The organism is Streptomyces sp. M92 (assembly GCF_028473745.1).
In the GTDB taxonomy this organism is placed as follows: Bacteria; Actinomycetota; Actinomycetes; order Streptomycetales; family Streptomycetaceae; genus Streptomyces.
This window is the reverse complement of the sequence record NZ_CP101137.1, coordinates 3,611,194-3,632,063: the sequence shown is the minus strand read 5'-3', so window position 1 is coordinate 3,632,063 and position 20,870 is coordinate 3,611,194. Positions and strand designations below refer to the sequence as shown.

Sequence of the window (20,870 nt, the reverse complement as noted above, 5' to 3'; positions counted from 1 at the left end):
TTGACACCCACACACAGGTCGACATGCCCGTTTCCGCCGTTTATGTCGTAGCAGTCGGCGGCTTCTGCGGGAGCTGTGACCCCGGGCACTGGAGTGTGCAGAGGTAAGGGGCCTGACGATGTCGGGCTACTCGTGATTAGGCTGGTGTCCGGCGCGACGCCAGAACCCGTGGACGGGGCGTCGGCGTCGTACGGGGAGGGCCGACGATCGGACGACCTCGTTTCACTTCGGACAACGTCGGACGACGAAAACGGTCGCCCCAGCACGGCTTGGGGGGCTCGACCACACCAGGAGGAACTGTGAGCAGCGATCGGGACGGGAACCGCGGGGGCTGGGCGACGCCCGGCGATGACCAGCCCGACACGGAGTCCGCAGTCGAGACGACGGGCGAGTTCACCATCGACTACGCCCCGCCCGCCTGGTACACGCAGAACGCCTCCAGCGACTCGGGTCAGGGGCAGGGGCAAGGCGCGGGGACTGCGGGGGGTTCTGGTGCCGGTTCCGGTTCGGCTTCCGGAGCCGCCGCTCCGTCCGATCCACCGGCTCCTCGCGGGCCGGTTCCGCCGCTGCCGGGGCTGACTCCCCCACCGCACGCTGCCGGGGCAAGCGGCCCCTCGTCCTTTCCGGCTCCCTCGCCGGGGGCGCCCTTCACCCCGCCGCCGCCCGCTCCGGGCACCGCGTTCACGCCGCCTCCGCCGCCGGGTCCGGGGGCGCCTTTCACTCCGCCCGCGCCGTCGGGTCCGGGGGCGCCCTTCACTCCGCCCGCGCCGTCGGCCGACGGGCCGGCCGGAGTTCCCAAGCTGCCGGTCGGGAGCGGCTTCGAGCCGCAGCCGCCCGAGCAGCCGCAGGGGCGTGAGGAGTGCGAGCCCGAGGCGGAGTCGCAGGTGCGGTCCGAGCCGGAGGGCGTGACCACCCCCGCGCCCGCCGCGGACCCGTCCTCTCCGGCTGCCGTACCGGCGTTTCCGGCCGGTGGGTTCCAGCTCCAGGCACCCGCTCCCCCGCCGGCCGAGGAGCCGGAGCCCGAGGAGGAGCCAGGCAACGGTGACCTGGAGAGCGGCGCCACCATGCGCTTCTCCGCCGCCGCCCTGAAGCGGGAGATCACCGAGCGTGCCGCGGCCGACGACGCCGCGCAGGACGAGGAGCAGCCGGAGTCGGAGACCGACGAAGCCGAAGCCGGCGTCGGGGGCGACGTACCGGTCCCTGCCGACGAGGGTCTCTCGGTGGCGGATGACGCCGACGCTGACACGGACCAGCCGGACGACGTACTCGACGAGAGTGGTGCGCCCGACGCTGCCGACCCGTCGGACACGACCGATAAGGCCGATGACGGGGACGAGTCGGACGAGTCGGGCGAATCGCTGCCTGTGGCTCCGGCTCCGGCTCCGGCTCCGGCTCCGGGCAATGAGCCCGAGGACGCGGTGCCTGAGCCACAGGACACCAAAGTGCCCACGCCGGACGCCGTGACGCCCGCCGCCGAGCCCACGGACGCCGTCCCGGCCGACAGCGCGCCCTCGGACGCCACCCCGGCCGACGCCCCGCCCGCGGCGCAGGCTCCCGTGCCGCCGCTGCCTCCGTCGTACCCTCCCGTCGCCCCGGCCCCGGCGAACCAGTGGCCCGCGGCGTCGCAGCCCGCCCCCGCCGCTCCGGCGCAGCAGCCTCAGCCTCCGTTCCAGCCGCAGGCGCCCCAGCCGGCGCCCGCCGCGTGGAACCCGTCGGCCACCGCGCCGACGCCGCCGAACCACGCGTTCCCGAACCAGGCGCCCCCGCAGCCCGCGCCGCAGCAGGGCTACGGCTTCCCGCAGCCGGAAGCCGCGGCTCCGGTGGCACCGCAGCCGCCGGTCCAGCAGACGGGCGGCGCTCCCGCCCCCGCGGCCGGTTACGGCTTCCCGCAGGCGCCCACGCCGCACGGGCAGGAGCCGCAGCCCCAGCCCGGCGTGCCGCAGCAGGGACAGCCGCAGGGCGGTGCCGCGCAGCCCCCGTCGGCCGCGCCGCAGGCCGCTCAGCAGGGCTTCACTCCGCAGGTCCCCACGGCCCAGCCCATGGCCCACCCGGCCCAGCCCATGGCCCACCCGGCCCAGCCCATGGCCCAGCCGGGTCAGCCCATGGCCCAGCCCGATCAGGCCGCACAGACCCCGTCGGCCCCGGCCGCCCAGCAGCCGCACCAGGCAGCGCCCGCGCCGCAGCCCGGACAGCCGGACCAGCCCCACCCCCAGCAGCCCGCCGACCCCCGCCTCGGCGCCGCCTGGCCGCAGCCCATGCAGCACGACCAGCGGCAGCCCACCAACCCGGGTGCCGCGCCCCTCGGTTACACGGCGGCCGTGGAGCTGTCGTCGGACCGGCTGCTCAACAACAAGAAGCAGAAGGCGAAGAGCAGCCGCCCGGCGGCTGGCGGCTCGCGCTTCAAGCTCGGCGGGAAGAAGGAGGAGGCCGAGCGGCAGCGGAAGCTGGAGCTGATCCGCACGCCGGTGCTCTCCTGCTACCGCATCGCGGTCATCAGCCTCAAGGGCGGCGTCGGCAAGACGACCACCACCACCGCCCTCGGCTCCACGCTCGCCACCGAGCGGCAGGACAAGATCCTCGCGATCGACGCCAACCCGGACGCCGGTACGCTCGGCCGCCGTGTGCGCCGCGAGACCGGGGCGACCATCCGCGACCTCGTCCAGGCGATCCCGTACCTCAACTCGTACATGGACATCCGGCGGTTCACCTCGCAGTCCGCGTCGGGGCTGGAGATCATCGCCAACGACGTGGACCCGGCCGTGTCCACGACCTTCAACGACGAGGACTACCGGCGCGCGATCGACGTGCTCGGCAAGCAGTACCCGATCATCCTCACCGACTCGGGCACCGGTCTCCTCTACAGCGCCATGCGCGGTGTGCTCGACCTCGCCGACCAGCTCATCATCATCTCGACGCCGTCCGTGGACGGTGCGAGCAGTGCCAGTACGACGCTGGACTGGCTCTCCGCGCACGGGTACGCCGACCTCGTGTCCCGTTCCCTCACCGTCATCTCGGGTGTCCGTGAGACCGGCAAAATGATCAAGGTGGACGACATCGTCGGGCACTTCCAGACGCGGTGCCGGGGCGTGGTCGTGGTCCCGTTCGACGAGCATCTGGCCGCCGGTGCCGAGGTGGATCTCGACATGATGCGACCGAAGGTTCGGGAGGCGTACTTCAACCTGGCGGCGATGGTCGCCGAGGACTTCGTTCGCCACCAGCAGATGCACGGGCTGTGGACGTCCGACGGCAACCCGCCTCCGGTCGCCGCCCCGCCCATGCCGGGCCAGCACCATCCGGGACAGCCCCAGCACCAGGCCCAGCCTCCGGTGCCAGGCCAGCAGGCCGTGCCCGGCCAGCAGCCCACGCCGGGCCCCGTGCCGGGCCAGCCCGGCGCGCCCGGCCAGCCGGGCCCGTACGCCCAGCCCGGACAGCCGTATCCTCAGCAGCCCGGACAGCACCACCCGGGACAGCCCTACCCCGGGCAGCCGTACCCGCAGCAGCCCGGTTACGGGTATCCGCAGCCGGGGCAGACGCCTCCGCCGCCGCCGCAGTAGTCCCACCCGCCCCGAACGCCCGCCTCGTCATCCGACGTCGCGGGCGTTCGCGCGTGCGCGGCATGCGCGGCGTTCGCAGCGTTCGCAGCGTTCACGGCATTCGCAGGCAGAACCGGTGGGACTCGGCCGTCACGCTCTCACCAGGGAGGCACCAGAGGTCTGCGCCAATGAGAGTGATCCTTCGGTCAACTCCTCGTTTCCGCAGGCCACATGGGGTTTGACGGACCGTTGACGCGTGCAGACTGCCGCTGATAGACACTCACTTCATTCCGCAGGCGCCACCCGATCGAGCACGATCCAGCCATTCGCAGTTCGCTCCGACCTGTTCACAACTGTTCACACCTGTTCAAGCCCGCCTCACGCGGGGGCGCACGGCGTCTCCCGCGTGCGATGACGTGAGGTCAGGGAGTCATGAGCACACACGATCAGCATGGCAGTGGACGTACCGGACCCCGTCCCGGGAGGGCACGGCTGCTCGCCGCCGCGGGCGCCGCGGCGCTCCTCCTCGTGGCGGGGGCCGTCTCCCCGGCGGCCTCGACGGCGCGGGCCGCGGACGGTGACCAGGGGCAGAAGAAGGTCCTCACCGTCGCCGTGGCGCAGAGTGTCGACTCGCTCAGTCCCTTCCTGGCGGTGCGGCTGCTCAGCACCAGCATCCACCGGCTGACGTACGAGTACCTGACGAACTACGACCCGGAGGACAACCACGTCATCCCGGGCCTGGCCACCGAGTGGAAGTCGTCGCCGGACAAGCTGACCTGGACGTACACGATCCGCTCCGACTCCAGGTGGTCGGACGGGGAACAGGCCACCGCCGAGGACGCGGCGTGGACGTTCAACAAGATGATGACGGACGACGGTGCCGCCACCGCCAACGGCAGCTTCGTCGCCAACTTCGAGCAGGTCACCGCGCCCAGCCCGACCCAGCTGGTGATCCGGCTGAAGAAGCCGCAGGCGACGATGACCGCGCTGGACGTGCCGATCGTGCCCAAGCACGTGTGGGAGAAGGTCGGGGACTTCTCGAAGTTCAACAACGACGACACCTTCCCGGTCGTCGGGAACGGGCCCTTCGTCCTCACCGATTACAAGCCGGACAGCTACGTCCGGCTGGAGGCGAACAAGGCCTTCTGGCGGGGCGCGCCGAAGTTCGACGAGCTGGTGTTCCGGTACTACAAGGACCAGGACGCCGCCGTCGCCGCGCTGCGCAAGGGCGAGGTGTCCTTCGTCGCCGGCTCGCCGTCGCTGACGCCCGCCCAGGCCGCCTCCCTCAAGGAGGACGAGAACATCCACGTCAACGACGCCCCCGGCCGCCGCTTCTACGCCCTCGCCACCAACCCGGGCGCCCGTGCCAAGGACGGTACGAAGATCGGTGACGGCCACCCGTCGCTGCTGGACCAGCGGGTGCGGCACGCACTGTTCCTGGCGGTGGACCGCGAGGCGATCGTCGACAAGGTGTTCCAGGGCCACGCGGTCAAGGGCGAGGGCTACATCCCACCGCGCTTCTCGCAGTACTTCTTCGAGCCGTCGGCCGAGCGGGAACTGGCCTACGACCCGGCACAGGCGGCGCGGCTGCTCGACGAGGCGGGCTACCGGAAGAACGCCGACGGCAAGCGGGTCGGCAAGGACGGCGAGCCGCTGAACTACCGCGTCCTGTGCCACGCCACCGACCCGAACGACAAGGCGGTCGGCAAGTACCTCCAGGAGTGGTGGGGCGAGCTGGGCATCTCGATGACCCTGGACTGCCGGGACAACGTGACCGACCCATGGCTGGCCGGGGAGTACGACCTCGCCTTCGACGGCTGGTCCGTCAACCCCGACCCGGACTTCGTCCTCTCCATCCACACCTGCGCGGCGCTGCCGGCGACGCCGAAGGACACCGGGGCCACCGACAACTTCATCTGCGACGAGAAGTACGACGAGCTGTACGCGCGGCAGCTCGGCGAGTACGACGCCGGCAAGCGGGCTCAGATCGTCAAGCAGATGCAGTCCCGGCTGTACGACCTGGGGTACATGAACGTCATGGCCTACCCGAACGCGGTCGAGGCCTACCGCACGGACCACATCGAGTCGATCACCACCATGCCGTCCGCGGCGGGCAACATCTACGGGCAGGACGGCTACTGGAGCTGGTGGTCGGCCGTCCCCGCGGAGTCCGGCGACTCCTCCGGCGGCTCGTCGTCGACCGGGGTCGTGATCGGGGCCGTCGCGGGCGGGGCCGTCCTGGCCGGGCTCGTGGTGTTCTTCGCCCTCCGCCGCCGGGCTTCGGCGGACGAACGTGAGTGAGGTGGTGGCGCCGCCGCCGGCCGCCCCGGTACCGGCCGGCGGTGACGCCACCGGCCGCCCGTTCCGTGCGCGCCGCGCGTACCCGAGGTACGTGGCGGGCAAGCTGGCCGGAGCCGTCGTCTCCCTGTTCGCCGTCCTGGTCACCAGCTTCTTCCTCTTCCGGATGATCCCCGGCGACCCGGTGAAGTTCATGACCGGCGGCCGTCCGGTCTCGGCCGACCAGATCGCCGCCTACCGCCGGGAGTTCGGGCTCGACCTGCCGCTGTGGCGGCAGTTCACGGAGTACTGCGGCAAAGCGCTGACCGGGGATCTGGGCACGTCGTACCAGTTCCGCGCGCCCGTCGTCGACAAGATCACCGAGGCGCTGCCGAACACGCTGCTCCTCACCGGTACGGCCTTCGTGCTGTACACCGCGCTGGGCGCGTTCCTCGGCACCCGCTCGGCGTGGCGGCACGGCCGGCTCGGCGACCGGCTGAACACCGGGCTGGCGCTGACGCTGTACTCCGTTCCGTCCTTCTGGCTGGGGCTGCTGCTGATCATCGTCCTGTCGGTGGGGGTGGACCCGCTCCCGGGCCTGTTCCCGACCGGGGGCATGGAATCGGGAGGCGGCGAGGAGGGTTTCGCCTACGTCGTCGATGTCGCGCACCACCTCGTGCTGCCGGTACTGACGCTGGTCGCGGTGGAGTACGGGCAGACACTGCTGGTCACACGGTCGGCGTTGCTGGACGAGATGGGCGGCGACTATCTGACGACCGCGCGGGCCAAGGGCCTGCGGGACGATCTCGTACGGCGCCGGCACGCCGTGCCGAACGCGCTGCTGCCGACCGTGACGCTGGTCTTCGTCAATCTCGGCCGGACGGTGGCCGGTGTCATCCTCGTCGAGACGGTCTTCTCCTGGCCGGGGCTGGGCGGGCTGTTCTACCAGGCGCTCAGCGTGCCCGATCTGCCGCTCGTGCAGGGGCTGTTCTTCGTCTTCGCCGCGGCGGTGATCCTGATGAACACCATGGCCGATCTGCTGTATCCGCTGTTCGATCCGAGGGTGGGCCGATGACCGCCGAGAAGGCCGAGACAGCAGAGACGATCGAGACGGCCGAGACACCTGGGGCTCCCGAGGCGGCGTCCGGTTCGCGTGCGCTCGCGTGGCGGCGACGCCGGGCATCCGCCGCACGTTTCTGGCGGGAGTACCGCAGGCACCGCGCGGGCGTGTTCGGGCTGGCGGCGCTGTCGTTGTTCGTGCTCGTCGCGCTGACCGCGCCGCTGACCGTCGGTTCCGACGTGGAGAGCGTGACCAACGCGCCCGGGCAGCCGCTGGAGAGCCCGAGCGGGCGGTTCCCGCTGGGCACCGACCAGTTCGGACGGAGCCTGCTGGGCCTGCTGGTCTGGGGCTCCCGCGTCTCCCTGCTGGTCGGGCTGCTGGCCGCCGCGCTGTCCGTGACGATCGGTGCGCTCATCGGGATCACGGCCGGGCACTTCCGCGGCTGGTACGCCACGGTGACGATGCGGATCACGGACTGGTTCCTGGTGATGCCGACGCTGGTGCTCGCCATCGTGCTGGCGACGGTCCTGTCCCGTTCGCTCGGCACGATCGTGCTGGCGATCGGGGTGACCACCTGGCCGACCACGGCCCGGCTGGTGCGGGCGCAGACGCTGGCGGTGGAGTCCCGGCCGTACATCGAACGCGCGAAGGCGCTCGGGGGCGGGCACTGGCACATCATGTCCCGGCACGTGCTGCCCAACGTGATGCCGCTGGTCCTCGCCCAGACGACCCTGATCATCTCCTCCGCCATCCTGGCCGAGGCGACCCTGGCCTTCCTGGGGCTCGGTGATCCGACGGTCGTGTCCTGGGGCGGGCTGCTTCAGGACGCGCGGGAGGCCGGGTCGGTGAGTTCGGGCGACTGGTGGTACCTGGTGCCGCCGGGCGTCGGGATCGCGGCCGTGGCGCTGGCGTTCACGCTGTGCGGACGTGCGGTGGAGGCCGTGCTCAATCCCAGGCTGGGGGTGTCCCGTTGACTCTGCTCGAGGTACGCGACCTGAAGGTGACGTATCCCGGGGGTGTGGCGGCCGTGCGCGGGGCCGGCCTGACCCTGGCGGCCGGCGAGAAGCTCGGCGTCGCGGGCGAGTCCGGCTGCGGCAAGTCCACCCTGGCGCTGGCGCTGCTGCGGCTGCTGCCGACCGGGGCCCGGGTCGGCGGGGAGATCCTGCTGGACGGCGAGGACGTACTGACGATGAAGTGGGGCCGGGTCCGGGCGGTGCGCTGGGCGGGGGCCTCGATCGTCTTCCAGGGCGCCATGCACTCGCTGAACGCCGTGCACCGCATCGGGGACCAGATCGCCGAGCCCGTCCTGCTGCACCGCAGGGCCACGCCGGCCGGTGCGCGGAAGCGGGCCGGGGAGCTGCTGGAGCAGGTCGGCCTGCCGACGGCGCGGGCGCGCGCCTACCCGCACGAGCTGTCCGGCGGACAGCGGCAGCGCGTGATGATCGCGATGGCCCTGGCCTGTGACCCTCGTCTGATCATCGCCGACGAGCCCACCACTGCGCTCGACGTGATGATCCAGGCGCAGATCCTGCGGCTGATCGAAAACCTGGTGGGCGAGCAGGACGTCGGCCTCATCATGATCAGCCACGACCTCGCCGTGCTGGCCGACACCTGCGACCGGCTCGCGGTGATGTACGCGGGACGGGTGGTGGAGGAGGGCCCGGCCCGGCAGGTCTACGAGGACGCCCTGCACCCCTACGGCCGGGCGCTGTCGGCGGCCTTCCCGAGGATCGGGGACCCGGGCTCGCGGTTCGCGCCGCGCGGGCTGCCCGGTGACCCGCCCGACCCGGCGGCGGTGCCGTCGGGATGCGCGTTCCATCCGAGGTGCCCGGTGGCGCTGGACGTCTGCGCCACGGACGACCCGTGGCTGCGGGAGGCGGGGACGGACCGGCGGGCGGCCTGCGTCCACGTGGGTTCCGGCGCCGGCACTCCGCCGACGCGGGACGAGGGAGTGAGGAGCAGCACTTCATGACCGGCACCACGCCCGAACTGCTGAGCGTCCAGGGACTGCACGTCGCCTTTCCCGGCCGGGGCGGCGGACCGTCCGCCCGAGCCGTGGACGGGGTCGACCTCGACGTCCGGCGGGGCGAGATCGTCGCGCTGGTCGGCGAGTCGGGCTGCGGGAAGACGACACTCGCCCGGAGCCTGCTCGGCCTGGTCCGGCCGACCGAGGGCCGCGTCACCTTCGACGGCGCGCCGCTCGAACACTCCGCCCGCGCGCTGAAGGCGTACCGCAAGCGGGCGCAGCTGGTCCTCCAGGACCCGAGCGGCTCGCTGAACCCCCGGCACACGGTGTACGACATCGTCGCCGAGGGCCTGCGCGTCCACCGCCAGGCCGGGGACGAGCGGACGGCGGTGGCCGAGGCGCTGGCCCGTGCCGGGCTGCGTCCACCGGAGCGCTTCTTCCTGCGCTACCCGCACGAGCTGTCCGGGGGCCAGCGCCAGCGCGTCGTCATCGCGGGCGCGCTGGTCCTGGAGCCGGAGTTCCTGGTCGCCGACGAGCCGGTGGCGTCCCTCGACGCGTCGGTGCGCGGGGAGATCCTGGCGCTGCTGCTGCGGCTGCGTACCGAGTTGGGCCTGTCCGCGCTGGTGGTGACCCACGATCTGGGTCTGGCGTGGAACATCGCCGACCGGGTCGCGGTGATGTACCTCGGTCGCATCGTCGAGACGGGTGCGGTGGAGCAGGTGCTGACGGCGCCCCGGCATCCTTACACCCAGGCCCTGCTGTCCGTCCTGCCGGAGGCGCCGGGCCGTCCCGTGGTCCTGACCGGCGAACCGCCCGACCCGGCGCACATCCCCACCGGCTGCCGTTTCCACGTCCGCTGCCAGGTCCTGGCCGGGGGCGAGGCGGCACGCGCCGGTGTCGCGGACGCCTGCCGGAACCGGAACCTGGAGATCCTGCACGGGGATGGCGAGTCCCAGGTGGCCTGCCACTGGGCGCGGGCCCGGGCGGTCGGGGCGACGACCGCCGGGGGTGGGACCGGGGACGGGTCCGGGGGCGAAGCGGCTGTGGAACCGGGCTGAGGGAAAGCCGGGCTGACGGAGCCGAGCCGACGGGTGGCTGGTGACGAGCGGGCGCACGTCCGTGGCGGACGGCTTGGGGCTCGTCTCCGGCACGGGCCGGGCTGGCCCGTGCCGTGGCGGGCGAACATGGCGGGCAAGCCTGACGGCCGGTGGCGGGCGCACACGCGTCCGTGACGGGCAGGCCCACGACCGATGACAGCCGTGCACGACCCAGTCGCCGCAAACCAGCCACGACCGATACCGAGCGCACACGCCACCATGACGGACCGACCCACCACCGAGAACAGCCGTGCACGACCCAGTCGCCGCAAACCAGCCACGACCGATACCGAGCGCACACGCCACCATGACGGACCGACCCACCACCGAGAACAGCCGTGCACGACCCAGTCGCAGCAGACCGGCTGCGACCGGTCACGCGGTGCGGCGTGGAGTGGCCGCCGCGAGGCGTGGGCCTCGGTGCGGGGCGGCGCGTCGGCGGGGTGCCCGCACCGGGGCCGGGCCGGGACGGGGCCGCGCGGAAGCAGACCGGTGGTCAACCCGGGCCGACGGGGCCACCGGCCAAGTCGTCAGTGACGGTCGGCGTGTGCCGTGATGATCTCGCGGCACTTCTCGACGTCCTCGCCCATCTGGTCCAGCAGCGCGTCCAGCGTGTCGAACTTCGCCTGCCCCCGTACGAAGGCCAGGAAGTCGACGGCGACGTGCAGCCCGTACAGGTCGAGGCCCACACGGTCGATCGCGTACGCCTCCACCGTGCGCTCGGTGCCCTCGAACTGCGGGTTGGTGCCGACGGAGATCGCGGCCGGCATCACCTCGCCCTGGGCGTTCAGCCAGCCGGCGTAGACGCCGTCGGCCGGGATGGCGGTGTGCGGGAGGGTCTCGACGTTGGCCGTGGGGAAGCCCAGCTCACGGCCGCGCTGGGCGCCCCGGACGACGACGCCCTCGACTCGGTGCGGCCGGCCCAGGATCTCCGCGGCGCCCCCGACGTCGCCCTCGGCGACCAGGCGGCGGGTCAGGGTGGAGGAGAACGGCTCACCGCCGCCCGCCTCACCGGTCACGTACAGGTCGACGACCTCGACCTCGAAGTCGTACACCTTGCCCTGCTCGGTGAGGAAGTCGGCGTTCCCCGCGGCCTTGTGGCCGAAGCGGAAGTTGGGTCCCTCCACGACCGCCTTGGCGCGCAGCCTGTCGACCAGGACCTTGACCACGAAGTCGGCGGCGGACAGCTTCGAGAACTCGGTGGTGAAGGGGAGGATCAGCACGGCGTCCACGCCCAGCTCCGCCATCAGTTCGGCGCGGCGGTGGTGCGGAGCGAGCAGCGGCGGGTGGCTGCCGGGGCGGACGACCTCGCTGGGGTGCGGGTCGAAGGTGACGACGACTGCGGGGACGCCCATCTCGCGGGCGCGGTCGACGGCGTGCTTGATGATCAGCTGGTGCCCTCGGTGGACACCGTCGTAGGAGCCGATGGTGACGACGCTGCGCCCCCAGTCCTCGGGGATGTCCTCCAAGCCACGCCAGCGCTGCACTGTGTCTGCTCCTTGTCGCAAACTCGTCGGAGTCGATGCCTCTTACGCAGCTCTAAGAGTGCCATGCCGTCCGTCCCGCGCCCGCATCGGCATGGGCGCTGTGACCGGGTGCACGCTTCACGCCGGGACCCGTGCGCCCGCCAGGCCCTCGATGGTGCGGCGGGCGCTGGGGCCGACCAGGGCGGCCCAGTCCTGGGGGGCGTCGGCCAGCCAGTCGGTCAGGCGCCCGGCGAAGCCAGGCAGGTGGCGGGCCAGGTCGACCAGGCCCTGGTCGAAGCGGGTGGCGCCGTCCGGGGTGCGCACGAGGAGCCGGCCGGTGCGGTGGACCAGGGCGCGCTGGCCGTCGCCGCCGCACCGGGCGGCCGCGTGCAGCAGCGCGTCGAGCACGGCGGGGTCCTGCTCGTGGGTCAGAAGGTGTTCGCGCAGTTCGTGGCGGAGCAGGCCGCGAGCCGAGGTGCCGTCGGCGGCGAGGACTCCGGCGAGTGCGGCCCGCACCGGCTCGGGTCCCGCGTCCAGCAGGCCGGTGACCAGGGGCTGGAGCACGGCGCGGGCCGCCGGGTCGTGGTCGAGGCGCCGGTCGACGTAGGCGGCCACGTGCCCGGCGGTCTCGGGGCGCTCCGCGACGGCCTCCCCGACGAGTACGGCCACCCGGTGGGCCAGCGCGGGTGTGGTGGCGTCGGCGAGCCTGCGCAGCGCCTCCCCGGCGTCGGGTCCGCGCAGCCTGGCCCGGAAGGCGTCGAGGACGGGCTCCGGGTGGGTCGGCAGGGCGGCGGCCACCGCGCTCGGCGGCAGATACGGGTCTGCCGCCGCGAAACGGCCGAGGGCCCGCGCGAGATGGCGGTCCCGGCTGTCCGGGTCCATGACGAGCAGGGCGAGGGCGCCGCCGTGCAGCCGTTCGTCGGGGGGACCGGCGAGCAGGAGCAGGGCAGCGTGGCGGAGCAGGGTGCGGTCGGCGCCGGTGCGGGCGTGCGGGGCGGTGCGCAGGCCGTGGGCGACGGACTGCGCCCGCCGCTCCGGCCGCTCGTCGCGCGCCCAGCGTTCGACGGCCCGGCAGAGGGCGGAGGGCTCCTCCTCGGACAGTACGGCGAGCAGTTCGTCGGCCCGCCGGTGCGCGCTGTCGGCGAGCGCGTCGGTGAGGGCGTCCAGGCCGCGGTGGCGGTGGGTGTGCAGCAGCGCCTGCGCGGCCGTGGCGACGGTGGCGTGCGGGGTCGCGGGCAGCGGCCGTTCGTCGTCGAACCAGCGGACGAGGAGCGGTTGTACGGTCGTGGGGTCGGCGGCGAGCAGCCGGGCGGCGGTGTCGAGGTGGCGGGGGCCGGGTTCGTGCGGGGGGCCGTCGGCGAGGACGAGGCGGCGCAGCAGGTCCAGGCGGGTGGCCTCCGGCAGTCGCAGGACGGTCCAGAAGGCCGGTCCGAACTCTCCCTGCTCCGCGGGTCCCTCGCCGCTCCGCTCCGCGATGCCGTCGGCGAGCAGCCGCAGCACGTCCGTGTACGGGGTGGCGTCGGGCACTCGGGTCAGTACCTCGGTGAGCAGCCGGGCGGCCCACCAGGAGTGCGGGTTCTCGTCGAGGGCGCCCACCAGCTCTTCGAGGGTGAGGGCGAGTTGGGGGATGCCGTGCTGGCGGGCGAGGAGCAGCACGGCTTCGACGACGGGGCCGATGCGGTGGTGCGGCACGGGCCGGGCGTGCGCGTGCTGCGGGGTGGCGCCGCGGTGGACGAGGGCGCGCAGGGCCTCCGCCAGGTCGAGGTGGGTGCCCTGGAGCCAGTCGGCGAGTTCCTCGTGGACGAAGCGGTAGCCGTTGCCGGCGGGGGCGAAGAGGCCTTCGGCGAGCACGGCCGTCGCCCAGCCGGTGCCGCCGCCCAGCCGTGCCGGGGCCGGTCCCCGCGGGAACACCGCCTCGAACGACTCCCGGTCGAGCACGCCCTGCCCGGGGCCGAGACTGCGCCGGGCCGCCTCGTGCACCTGCCCGGAGACCTTCGCCGCGAGGCGGCGGCGCACGCCGGTGCCGTGCAGGGCGTTCTCCCGGGCCAGCCGGGTCGCGACGCGCAGACAGACCAGGTCCAGGTAGGCCGTGAAGACGGCGTCCCGGTCGACGCGGGCGGGGGGAGGCACGGTGGGCAGGGCCCCGTGGACCTCCGCGAGCAGGCGGAGGGTGAGGGGGTGCCGGGCGTCCGCGCCGTCGAGGGCGCCTTCCGGTACGCGGTAGCGTGCGCGCGCTTCACGGGCCTCCTCGTCCGAGAGGTCACCGAGGCGGACGCAGGGCGGCGCCCCCGTACCCGCCGGCGCGGAGTGGGGGGCCTGCGGGGCGGTGCCGGCCGGAAGCCCGGCGGGGCCCGACCCGTACGGGAGCCCGGCGGGACGTGAAGCGGGCGGGAATCCGGCGGGACCTGAACCGGCCGAGAGCCCGGCGGACTCCTGGCCGGACGACGGCCCGGCGGAATCCGGCCCACTCGAAAACGCACCGCGGCCCGCCCCGGACGAAAGCCCGACAGGACCCGAACCGGCCGAAAGCCCGACAGGACCCGAACCGGCCGAAAGCCCAACAGGCTCCAGGTCGGACGGAAGCTCGGTGGGCCCCGCCCCGTACGGAAGTCGGGTGCGCCTCACCTCTTCCGAAGGCCCGGGGGGCACCGCTTCGCGGGAAGGCCCGGCAGACTCCGCCCCGCACGTAAGCCCCGCCGTCGTCGCCCGCCACGCCGTGCCGTCGCTGTCGGCGGCGTCGGCGCCGTCCGGCCCGGTGCACGACCCCGGTGTCACGGTCGGCCGGGAACACCCGTCGCCGAGCACCGGCCCGGCCGACGCGCACCCGCGTTCCCCGTGCAGCAGAGCCCGCGGGAACTCCGCCCCCGCCCGCTCCCAGTACTCCGCCCGGCAGGCCACCACGAGCCGTGCCTCCGTCTCCGTCAGCCATGCCGCCGTGCCCTCGGTCCACTCGGGGAGGCGGTGGGCCAGGATGGGCGGCATTTCCTCGGGGCCGTCGAGGAGGAGCAGGAGCGGACGTCCGGCGGTGTGCGCGAGGTGGGCCAGGCGCTCCGGGGTGATGTCGCCGAGGCCGGCGGGGCGGGAGCGGTCGGCGGCGGCCACGACGCGGGCGGCTCGGCCCAGCGCTCTGCGTGCGGCGTCCGCCACCGACATGTCGTCGTCGTGCAGGTCGGCGCCGCGCAGCCACAGGGTGGGCGCCGGCTCCGGGTCCCGGGAGCGGCGGGCGGCGAGGGCGGCCAGCTCGGTCGTACGGCCGCTGCCGGGGGCCCCGACGAGTCCGAGGACACGGGCCCGGCCTCGGGGCTCGGTGAAGGCGGCGAACTCCCGGACCACGTCGGCGCGTTCGACCGGTTCCACCCGGTCGGCGCCCCCGTCGTCCGGGCCGTCCTGCCGCACCTGGGCCGCCGTGAGGGCGAGCACCCCGGCCAGGTTGAGGTCGGCGCCGTAGGCCGGGACCGTAGCCGCGTTCTCGGCGAGGAGGCCGGCGAGGGGGCCGGGGGCGTGCGGCAGCGGGACGGCGAAGCCGATGTCGCTGTGGCCGGAGCTCAGGGCGGTGCCGAGCACCCCGAGGACCGCGCCGGTGGCGAGGTCGAGGACCGGCCCCCCGGCCGCGCCGCCCCCGAGCCGCAGGGCGTCCCGCCCCGAGGTGCCGACCGCGAGCTCCAGCGCGTCGGCGAGGAGGTGGAAGCGGTCGGTGGCCGCGTAGTGGACGTCGGTGGTGCCCAGCACCCGGGCCTCGCGCCAGCCGCCCGCGGCGATCCGGACGTACGTCCCGGCCTCGGTCCTGCCACGCGTGCCGACGGGCAGCGGGGGCAGGCCGAGGCCCTCAGCGCGTACGAGGGCCAGGCCGAGCGCGGGCAGCGGGGTCACGTCGGCGGCGGCCACGACGCGTCGGCGGCCGCCGACGGCGCTCAGCACGAGCCGGGACAGACCGTCGACGGCCTCGTGGCTGGTGATCACCGTGCCGTGGTGGTCGGCCGCGAACCCGGTACCGCGGGGACGGCCGGCGAGGTCGTGGACGCGGACCAGGGCGTCGTCGGGCCCGTACTCCGCGGGGTCTGTGTCCTGGGCCCGCGGCCCGGCGTGCGGATCCCGGACTTCGTACCCCGACCGCCGTGCCACCCTGCCGCTCCCCGCCTCCCGGGACCGGTTACGCGACGCCATCGCCGCACCTCCCCGCCGTACACCCGTGCTGTGTGTTCGACGGTAGGCGCGTGATGATCAGCGGGACAGGGCGCGTCGTCAACGCGCCCCCTTCCACACCCCCGGTTCACTCCGAGCGCCTGCCCGGACGGGTGAACGGACGGGGTGGGTTGGATACACCCTGGGGGGTGGGGGAACCGAGGGGGGCCGTGGAGCGGCGGCGGTGGAAGTCCCGTGGTCGCCGCTCCACGGACGGAGCCCGTGGTCGGGCCGTTCAGCCGAAGACGGCCAGGCTCTTGGCCTTGCCCTTCTGTTCCTCCACGAGGGCGAGGAAGCGGCCCTCCTGGTCGAAGACGGCGACGGCACCGGCGCCCGCGTACTCGTCGGGCATCTCCAGCCGTACGCCGTTGAGGAGGAGCCGGGCGCGCCTGGTGTCCACCTTCCACTGCGGGAAGGCGGCGCGGGCCGCGTCCGCGACCGGCATGACGGTCAGCTCCTCCTGGAGCTGGTCCAGGGTCTTCGCCGTGTCCAGCTTGTAGGGGCCGACGCGGGTACGGCGCAGCGCGGTGAGGTGGCCGCCGACGCCGAGGTCGGCACCGAGGTCCCGGGCCAGGGCGCGGATGTAGGTGCCGGAGGAGCAGACCACCGAGACCACCAGGTCCAGCACCGGGGTGCCGTCCTCGGCGACGGCGTCCCGGACGTCGTACACCGCGAAGGAGGAGACGGTGACGGGTCGGGCGGGGATCTCGAACTCCTCGCCCTCGCGCGCCCGCTTGTAGGAGCGCACGCCCTTGATCTTGATGGCGCTCACCTTGGACGGCACCTGCATGATGTCGCCGGTGAGCTTGGCGACGGCCGCGTCGACGGCGTCCCGGGTGACCTTCGAGGCGTCCCGCGACCCCGTGATCTCGCCCTCGGCGTCGTCGGTGAGCGTCGTCTGCCCGAGCCTGACGGTGCCCAGGTACTCCTTCTCGGTGAGGGCGAGGTGCCCGAGGAGCTTGGTCGCGCGCTCCACACCGAGGACCAGGACACCCGTCGCCATCGGGTCGAGCGTGCCGGCGTGCCCGACGCGCCGGGTGCGGGCGATGCCCCGCATCTTGGCGACGACGTCGTGCGAGGTGAAGCCCGACGGCTTGTCGACGATGACGAGGCCGTCGGGCGTGGTGTGCTTCTCGGTCATTTAGCGGTGTCGTCCGTCTCGTCGGCCGCGGCCTCGGCGGCCTCGTCTTCGGACTCGCCCGGCTTGCGGTACGGGTCCGCCTCGCCGGCGTACGCGGCGCCCGCGGAGGACTCGCGCACCTTGGCGTCGGACTGGCGTGCCTTGTCGAGGAGGTCCTCGATGTTCCGGGCGGTGTCCGGGAGGGCGTCCATGACGAAGGCCAGGGTCGGCGTGAACTTCACGCCCGCCGCCTTGCCGACCTCGGAGCGCAGGATGCCCTTGGCGCTCTCCAGGCCCGCGGCGGCGGCCGCCCGCTCCTCGTCGTCCCCGTACACCGTGTAGAAGACGGTCGCCTCCCGCAGGTCACCCGTGACCCGGGTGTCCGTGATGGTGACGTGCGAGCCGAGCCGCGGGTCCTTGATCCCGCGCTGCAGCTTCTGGGCCACCACCTCTCGGATGAGGTCCGCCAGCCTTTTCGCCCGCGCGTTGTCGGCCACTGGTCCGTCTCCCGTTCTTTCTTCTCTGTGTTTCGTGGGTCTGTCGTGTTCGCGGTCAGTCGTCTTCGCCGTGGAAGCGCCGTCTCACGGACAGCAGTTCCACCTCGGGCCGGCCGGCCACCAGCCGTTCGCACCGGTCGAGTACGTCTCCCAGGTGCCCGGCGTCGCCGGACACCATGGCCAGGCCGATGACGGCCCGGCGATGGAGGTTCATGTGATCCACCTCCGCCGCGCTCACCGCGTACTTCCGCTGGAGTTCGGCGACGATCGGACGGACGACGGAGCGCTTCTCCTTCAGCGAATGTACGTCGCCGAGGAGAAGGTCGAAGGACAGCGTCCCCACATACATGTGCAACCGGTTCACCCGCCGGTCCGGGATCGATGGCCCCGCCATCCACGGGCGGGGACATCAGAACCGTACAACGAACGGCCGGGGCCGATCGACGGATATTGCTCTCCGCCGACCGGCCCCGGACCGCACCGTCTTCGAAGTCGGGGATGTTACACCCGCGGCTTCTCGCGCATCTCGTACGTCGCGATGACGTCGTCGACCTTGATGTCGTTGAAGTTTCCGAGGTTGATACCGCCCTCGAAGCCTTCGCGGATCTCGGTGACGTCGTCCTTGAAGCGACGCAGACCCTCGATGTTGAGGTTCTCCGCGATGACCTTGCCATCGCGCAGGAGGCGCGCCTTGGTGTTGCGCTTGACCTCGCCGGAGCGGATGAGGACACCCGCGATGTTGCCCAGCTTGGACGAGCGGAAGACCTCGCGGATCTCCGCCGTACCGAGCTCGACCTCTTCGTACTCCGGCTTGAGCATGCCCTTGAGGGCCGCCTCGATCTCCTCGATCGCCTGGTAGATGACCGAGTAGTACCGGACGTCCACACCCTCGCGCTCGGCCATCTGCTGTGCCCGCCCGGCGGCGCGCACGTTGAAGCCGATCACGATGGCGTCGGAGCCCATCGCCAGGTCGATGTCGGACTCCGTGACCGCACCGACGCCGCGGTGCAGGACGCGGATGTCGACCTCTTCGCCGACGTCCAGCTGGAGCAGGGAGGATTCCAGCGCCTCGACCGATCCGGACGCGTCGCCCTTGATGATCAGGTTCAGCTGCTGGACCTCGCCGGCCTTCAGCACCTTGTCCAGGTCCTCCAGCGACACGCGGCGCGTGCGCTTGGCGAACGCGGCGTTGCGCTCGCGGGCGGCGCGCTTCTCCGCGATCTGGCGGGCCGTACGGTCCTCGTCGACCACGATGAAGTTGTCACCGGCGCCCGGGACGTTGGTCAGGCCCAGGACCTGGACCGGCGTCGACGGACCGGCCTCGGCGACGTTGTTGCCGTTGTCGTCGAGCATGGCGCGGACGCGGCCGTAGGCGTCGCCCACCACCATCGTGTCGCCGACCCGCAGGGTGCCTCGCTGGACGAGGACCGTCGCCACGGCACCGCGGCCGCGGTCGAGACGGGACTCGATCGAGATGCCCTGCGCGTCCTGGTTCGGGTTGGCCCGCAGGTCGAGCGAGGCGTCCGCGGTGAGGACCACGGCCTCCAGCAGGGAGTCGATGTTCTCCCCCTGCTTGGCGGAGATGTCGACGAACATGGTGTCGCCGCCGTACTCCTCGGCCACCAGGCCGTACTCGGTCAGCTGACCGCGCACCTTGGTCGGGTCGGCACCCTCGACGTCGATCTTGTTGACCGCGACGACGATCGGGACCTCCGCCGCCTTGGCGTGGTTCAGCGCCTCGACCGTCTGCGGCATGACGCCGTCGTTGGCCGCGACGACCAGGATCGCGATGTCGGTCGACTTGGCACCGCGGGCACGCATGGCGGTGAACGCCTCGTGACCCGGGGTGTCGATGAAGGTGATCTTGCGCTCTTCACCGTTGACCTCGGTCGCGACCTGGTAGGCACCGATGTGCTGGGTGATGCCGCCGGCCTCGCCCGCGATGACGTTCGTCTTGCGGATGGCGTCGAGCAGCCGGGTCTTTCCGTGGTCGACGTGACCCATGACGGTCACGGCCGGCGGACGGACGACCAGGTCCTCCTCGGAGCCCTCGTCCTCGCCGAACTCCAGGTCGAAGGACTCGAGGAGCTCGCGGTCCTCCTCCTCCGGGCTGACGATCTGAACCGTGTAGTTCATCTCGTCGGCGAGGAGCTGGAGCGTCTCGTCGGAGACGGACTGGGTCGCGGTGACCATCTCGCCGAGGTTCATCATGACCGCGACGAGCGACGCCGGGTTGGCGTTGATCTTCTCCGCGAAGTCGGTGAGTGACGCACCGCGCGACAGGCGAATGGTCTCGCCGTTGCCGCGAGGCAGCATCACGCCGCCGACCGACGGGGCCTGCATGGCCTCGTACTCCTGGCGCCTCTGCCGCTTCGACTTGCGACCGCGACGCGCGGGACCGCCGGGACGACCGAAGGCGCCCTGCGTGCCACCGCGGCCACCGGGACCGCCGGGACGGCCGCCGAAGCCGGGACGGCCACCGCCGCCGCCGAAGCCGCCGCCACCGGGACGACCGGCGAAACCGCCGCCGCCACCGGGACGACCGCCGCCACCGCCGGGACGGCCGGCGAAGCCGCCGCCGCCCGGACGGCCGCCACCGCCGGGACGACCGGCACCGCCGGGACCGCGACCGCCGCCACCGGGGCCGGGACGCGGGCCGGCAGCCGGACGCTGCGGCATCATGCCGGGGTTCGGACGCGGGCCGCCGGGACGGGGACCGCCCTGGCCGCCGCCCTGCGGGCGCGGCATCGAGCCCGGGGTCGGGCGGTTGCCGCCCGGAGCCTGGGGACGGGGACCGCCGCCCTGGCCGCCGGGAGCCTGCGGACGCGGGCCGCCGCCGGGAGCACCGGGACCGCCCGGACGTGGGCCGCCCTGCGGGCGGGGCGCCTGCGGGCGCGCCATGCCGGCGTTGCCGCCGGAGGTGAAGGGGTTGTTGCCCGGGCGCGGACCGCCGGGACGGCCGCCGGGGCGCTGGCCCGGAGCGCCGGGACGCTGGCCACCGGGACGGCCCTGGCCGCCCTGCTGGCCGCGGTCCTGACCCGGACCGGACGGACGGGCGCCGCCGGGCTTGGGGGCGCCGGGACGCGCGCCACCGGGCTTCGGACCGGCCGGAGGCTGGGACGAAGCGGCCGGGGCCGCCGGCGGAGCGGTGAACTCCGGCGCGGCCGGGCCGGACGCGGCGCGGGCGCGGGGCTTCGGGCCCGGCGTCGGACGCGGGCCCGGCGTCGGGGCGGACGGGGCCGCGGGCTGCTGGGCGGCCGGAGGCTTGGGAGCCGCCGGACCCGGACGGGGCGCGGCCGGGCGGGCCGCCTGCGCCGGGGAGGGCGCCGACGGCCTGGGGGCAGCCTTCTTGGGGGCCGCGGGACGACCGGCGGACCGGCCGTTGCCGCCACCCTGCTGGAAGGCGTCTGTCAGCTTGCGTACTACGGGCGCTTCGATGGTCGAAGACGCCGAACGGACGAATTCACCGAGTTCCTGGAGCTTGGCCATGACGACCTTGCTCTCGACACCGAACTCCTTGGCGAGTTCGTAGACCCGGACCTTAGCCACTTCGCTCCTCTGAGGTCCGGGTTGCGTCCGGACCGTCGCTAGTTCATGGGCGTACTCATCGCGTACTCATCGAGTGCTCATCGCAATCTCGACCTGCTTTCGACTCGCGAGGTACCAGACCGC

Annotated in this window: 12 protein-coding genes; 6 read left to right on the top strand and 6 right to left on the bottom strand. The window is 73.3% G+C overall.

The features are described 5' to 3' along the window. Positions 1 to 299 precede the first annotated feature (299 nt). The 6 genes from M6G08_RS16525 (at position 300) to M6G08_RS16500 (ending at position 9,894) form a co-directional block, all read left to right on the top strand. Entirely contained in the window at positions 300 to 3,554 is a 3,255-nt protein-coding gene (locus M6G08_RS16525) for an SCO5717 family growth-regulating ATPase (protein ID WP_272587924.1), read from the top strand. Between the two features lie 411 nt (positions 3,555 to 3,965). Beyond that, positions 3,966 to 5,834 (top strand): ABC transporter substrate-binding protein, encoded by a 1,869-nt coding sequence (locus M6G08_RS16520; RefSeq protein ID WP_272587923.1) that lies wholly within the window; start codon positions 3,966 to 3,968, stop codon positions 5,832 to 5,834. A gap of 4 nt (positions 5,835 to 5,838) precedes the next feature. Next, a complete protein-coding gene (locus tag M6G08_RS16515; RefSeq protein WP_272591355.1) occupies positions 5,839 to 6,885 on the top strand; it encodes an ABC transporter permease in 1,047 nt (348 codons plus the stop codon). Continuing rightward, entirely contained in the window at positions 6,882 to 7,844 is a 963-nt protein-coding gene (locus M6G08_RS16510; RefSeq protein ID WP_272587922.1) for an ABC transporter permease, read from the top strand. Before M6G08_RS16515 ends, M6G08_RS16510 begins: the two co-directional genes overlap by 4 nt. After that, positions 7,841 to 8,842, top strand: coding sequence for an ABC transporter ATP-binding protein (locus M6G08_RS16505; protein WP_272587921.1), 1,002 nt, complete (start codon positions 7,841 to 7,843; stop codon positions 8,840 to 8,842). Before M6G08_RS16510 ends, M6G08_RS16505 begins: the two co-directional genes overlap by 4 nt. After that, positions 8,839 to 9,894, top strand: coding sequence for an ABC transporter ATP-binding protein (locus M6G08_RS16500; RefSeq protein WP_272587920.1), 1,056 nt, complete (start codon positions 8,839 to 8,841; stop codon positions 9,892 to 9,894). Before M6G08_RS16505 ends, M6G08_RS16500 begins: the two co-directional genes overlap by 4 nt. Before the next feature lie 569 nt (positions 9,895 to 10,463). Here M6G08_RS16500 and M6G08_RS16495 read toward each other — a convergent pair. The 6 genes from M6G08_RS16495 to infB form a co-directional block, all read right to left on the bottom strand. After that, positions 10,464 to 11,420: a bifunctional riboflavin kinase/FAD synthetase gene (locus M6G08_RS16495; protein WP_272587919.1), complete on the bottom strand. Its 957-nt coding sequence runs from the start codon at positions 11,418 to 11,420 to the stop codon at positions 10,464 to 10,466. Positions 11,421 to 11,537: 117 nt separating this feature from the next. Next, positions 11,538 to 15,563 carry a trypsin-like peptidase domain-containing protein gene (locus tag M6G08_RS16490; protein ID WP_272587918.1) on the bottom strand — a complete coding sequence of 1,342 codons (4,026 nt, stop codon included), beginning with the start codon at positions 15,561 to 15,563 and terminating at the stop codon, positions 11,538 to 11,540. Positions 15,564 to 15,816: 253 nt separating this feature from the next. Then, entirely contained in the window at positions 15,817 to 16,722 is a 906-nt protein-coding gene (gene truB / locus M6G08_RS16485; RefSeq protein WP_272587917.1) for a tRNA pseudouridine(55) synthase TruB, read from the bottom strand. Next, entirely contained in the window at positions 16,719 to 17,198 is a 480-nt protein-coding gene (gene rbfA / locus M6G08_RS16480; protein WP_272587915.1) for a 30S ribosome-binding factor RbfA, read from the bottom strand. Before rbfA ends, truB begins: the two co-directional genes overlap by 4 nt. Positions 17,199 to 17,253: 55 nt before the next feature. Continuing rightward, positions 17,254 to 17,547: a DUF503 domain-containing protein gene (locus M6G08_RS16475; RefSeq protein WP_217250894.1), complete on the bottom strand. Its 294-nt coding sequence runs from the start codon at positions 17,545 to 17,547 to the stop codon at positions 17,254 to 17,256. A 152-nt stretch (positions 17,548 to 17,699) separates the two neighbouring features. Then, positions 17,700 to 20,747: a translation initiation factor IF-2 gene (gene infB / locus M6G08_RS16470; RefSeq protein ID WP_272587914.1), complete on the bottom strand. Its 3,048-nt coding sequence runs from the start codon at positions 20,745 to 20,747 to the stop codon at positions 17,700 to 17,702. Positions 20,748 to 20,870 lie beyond the last annotated feature (123 nt).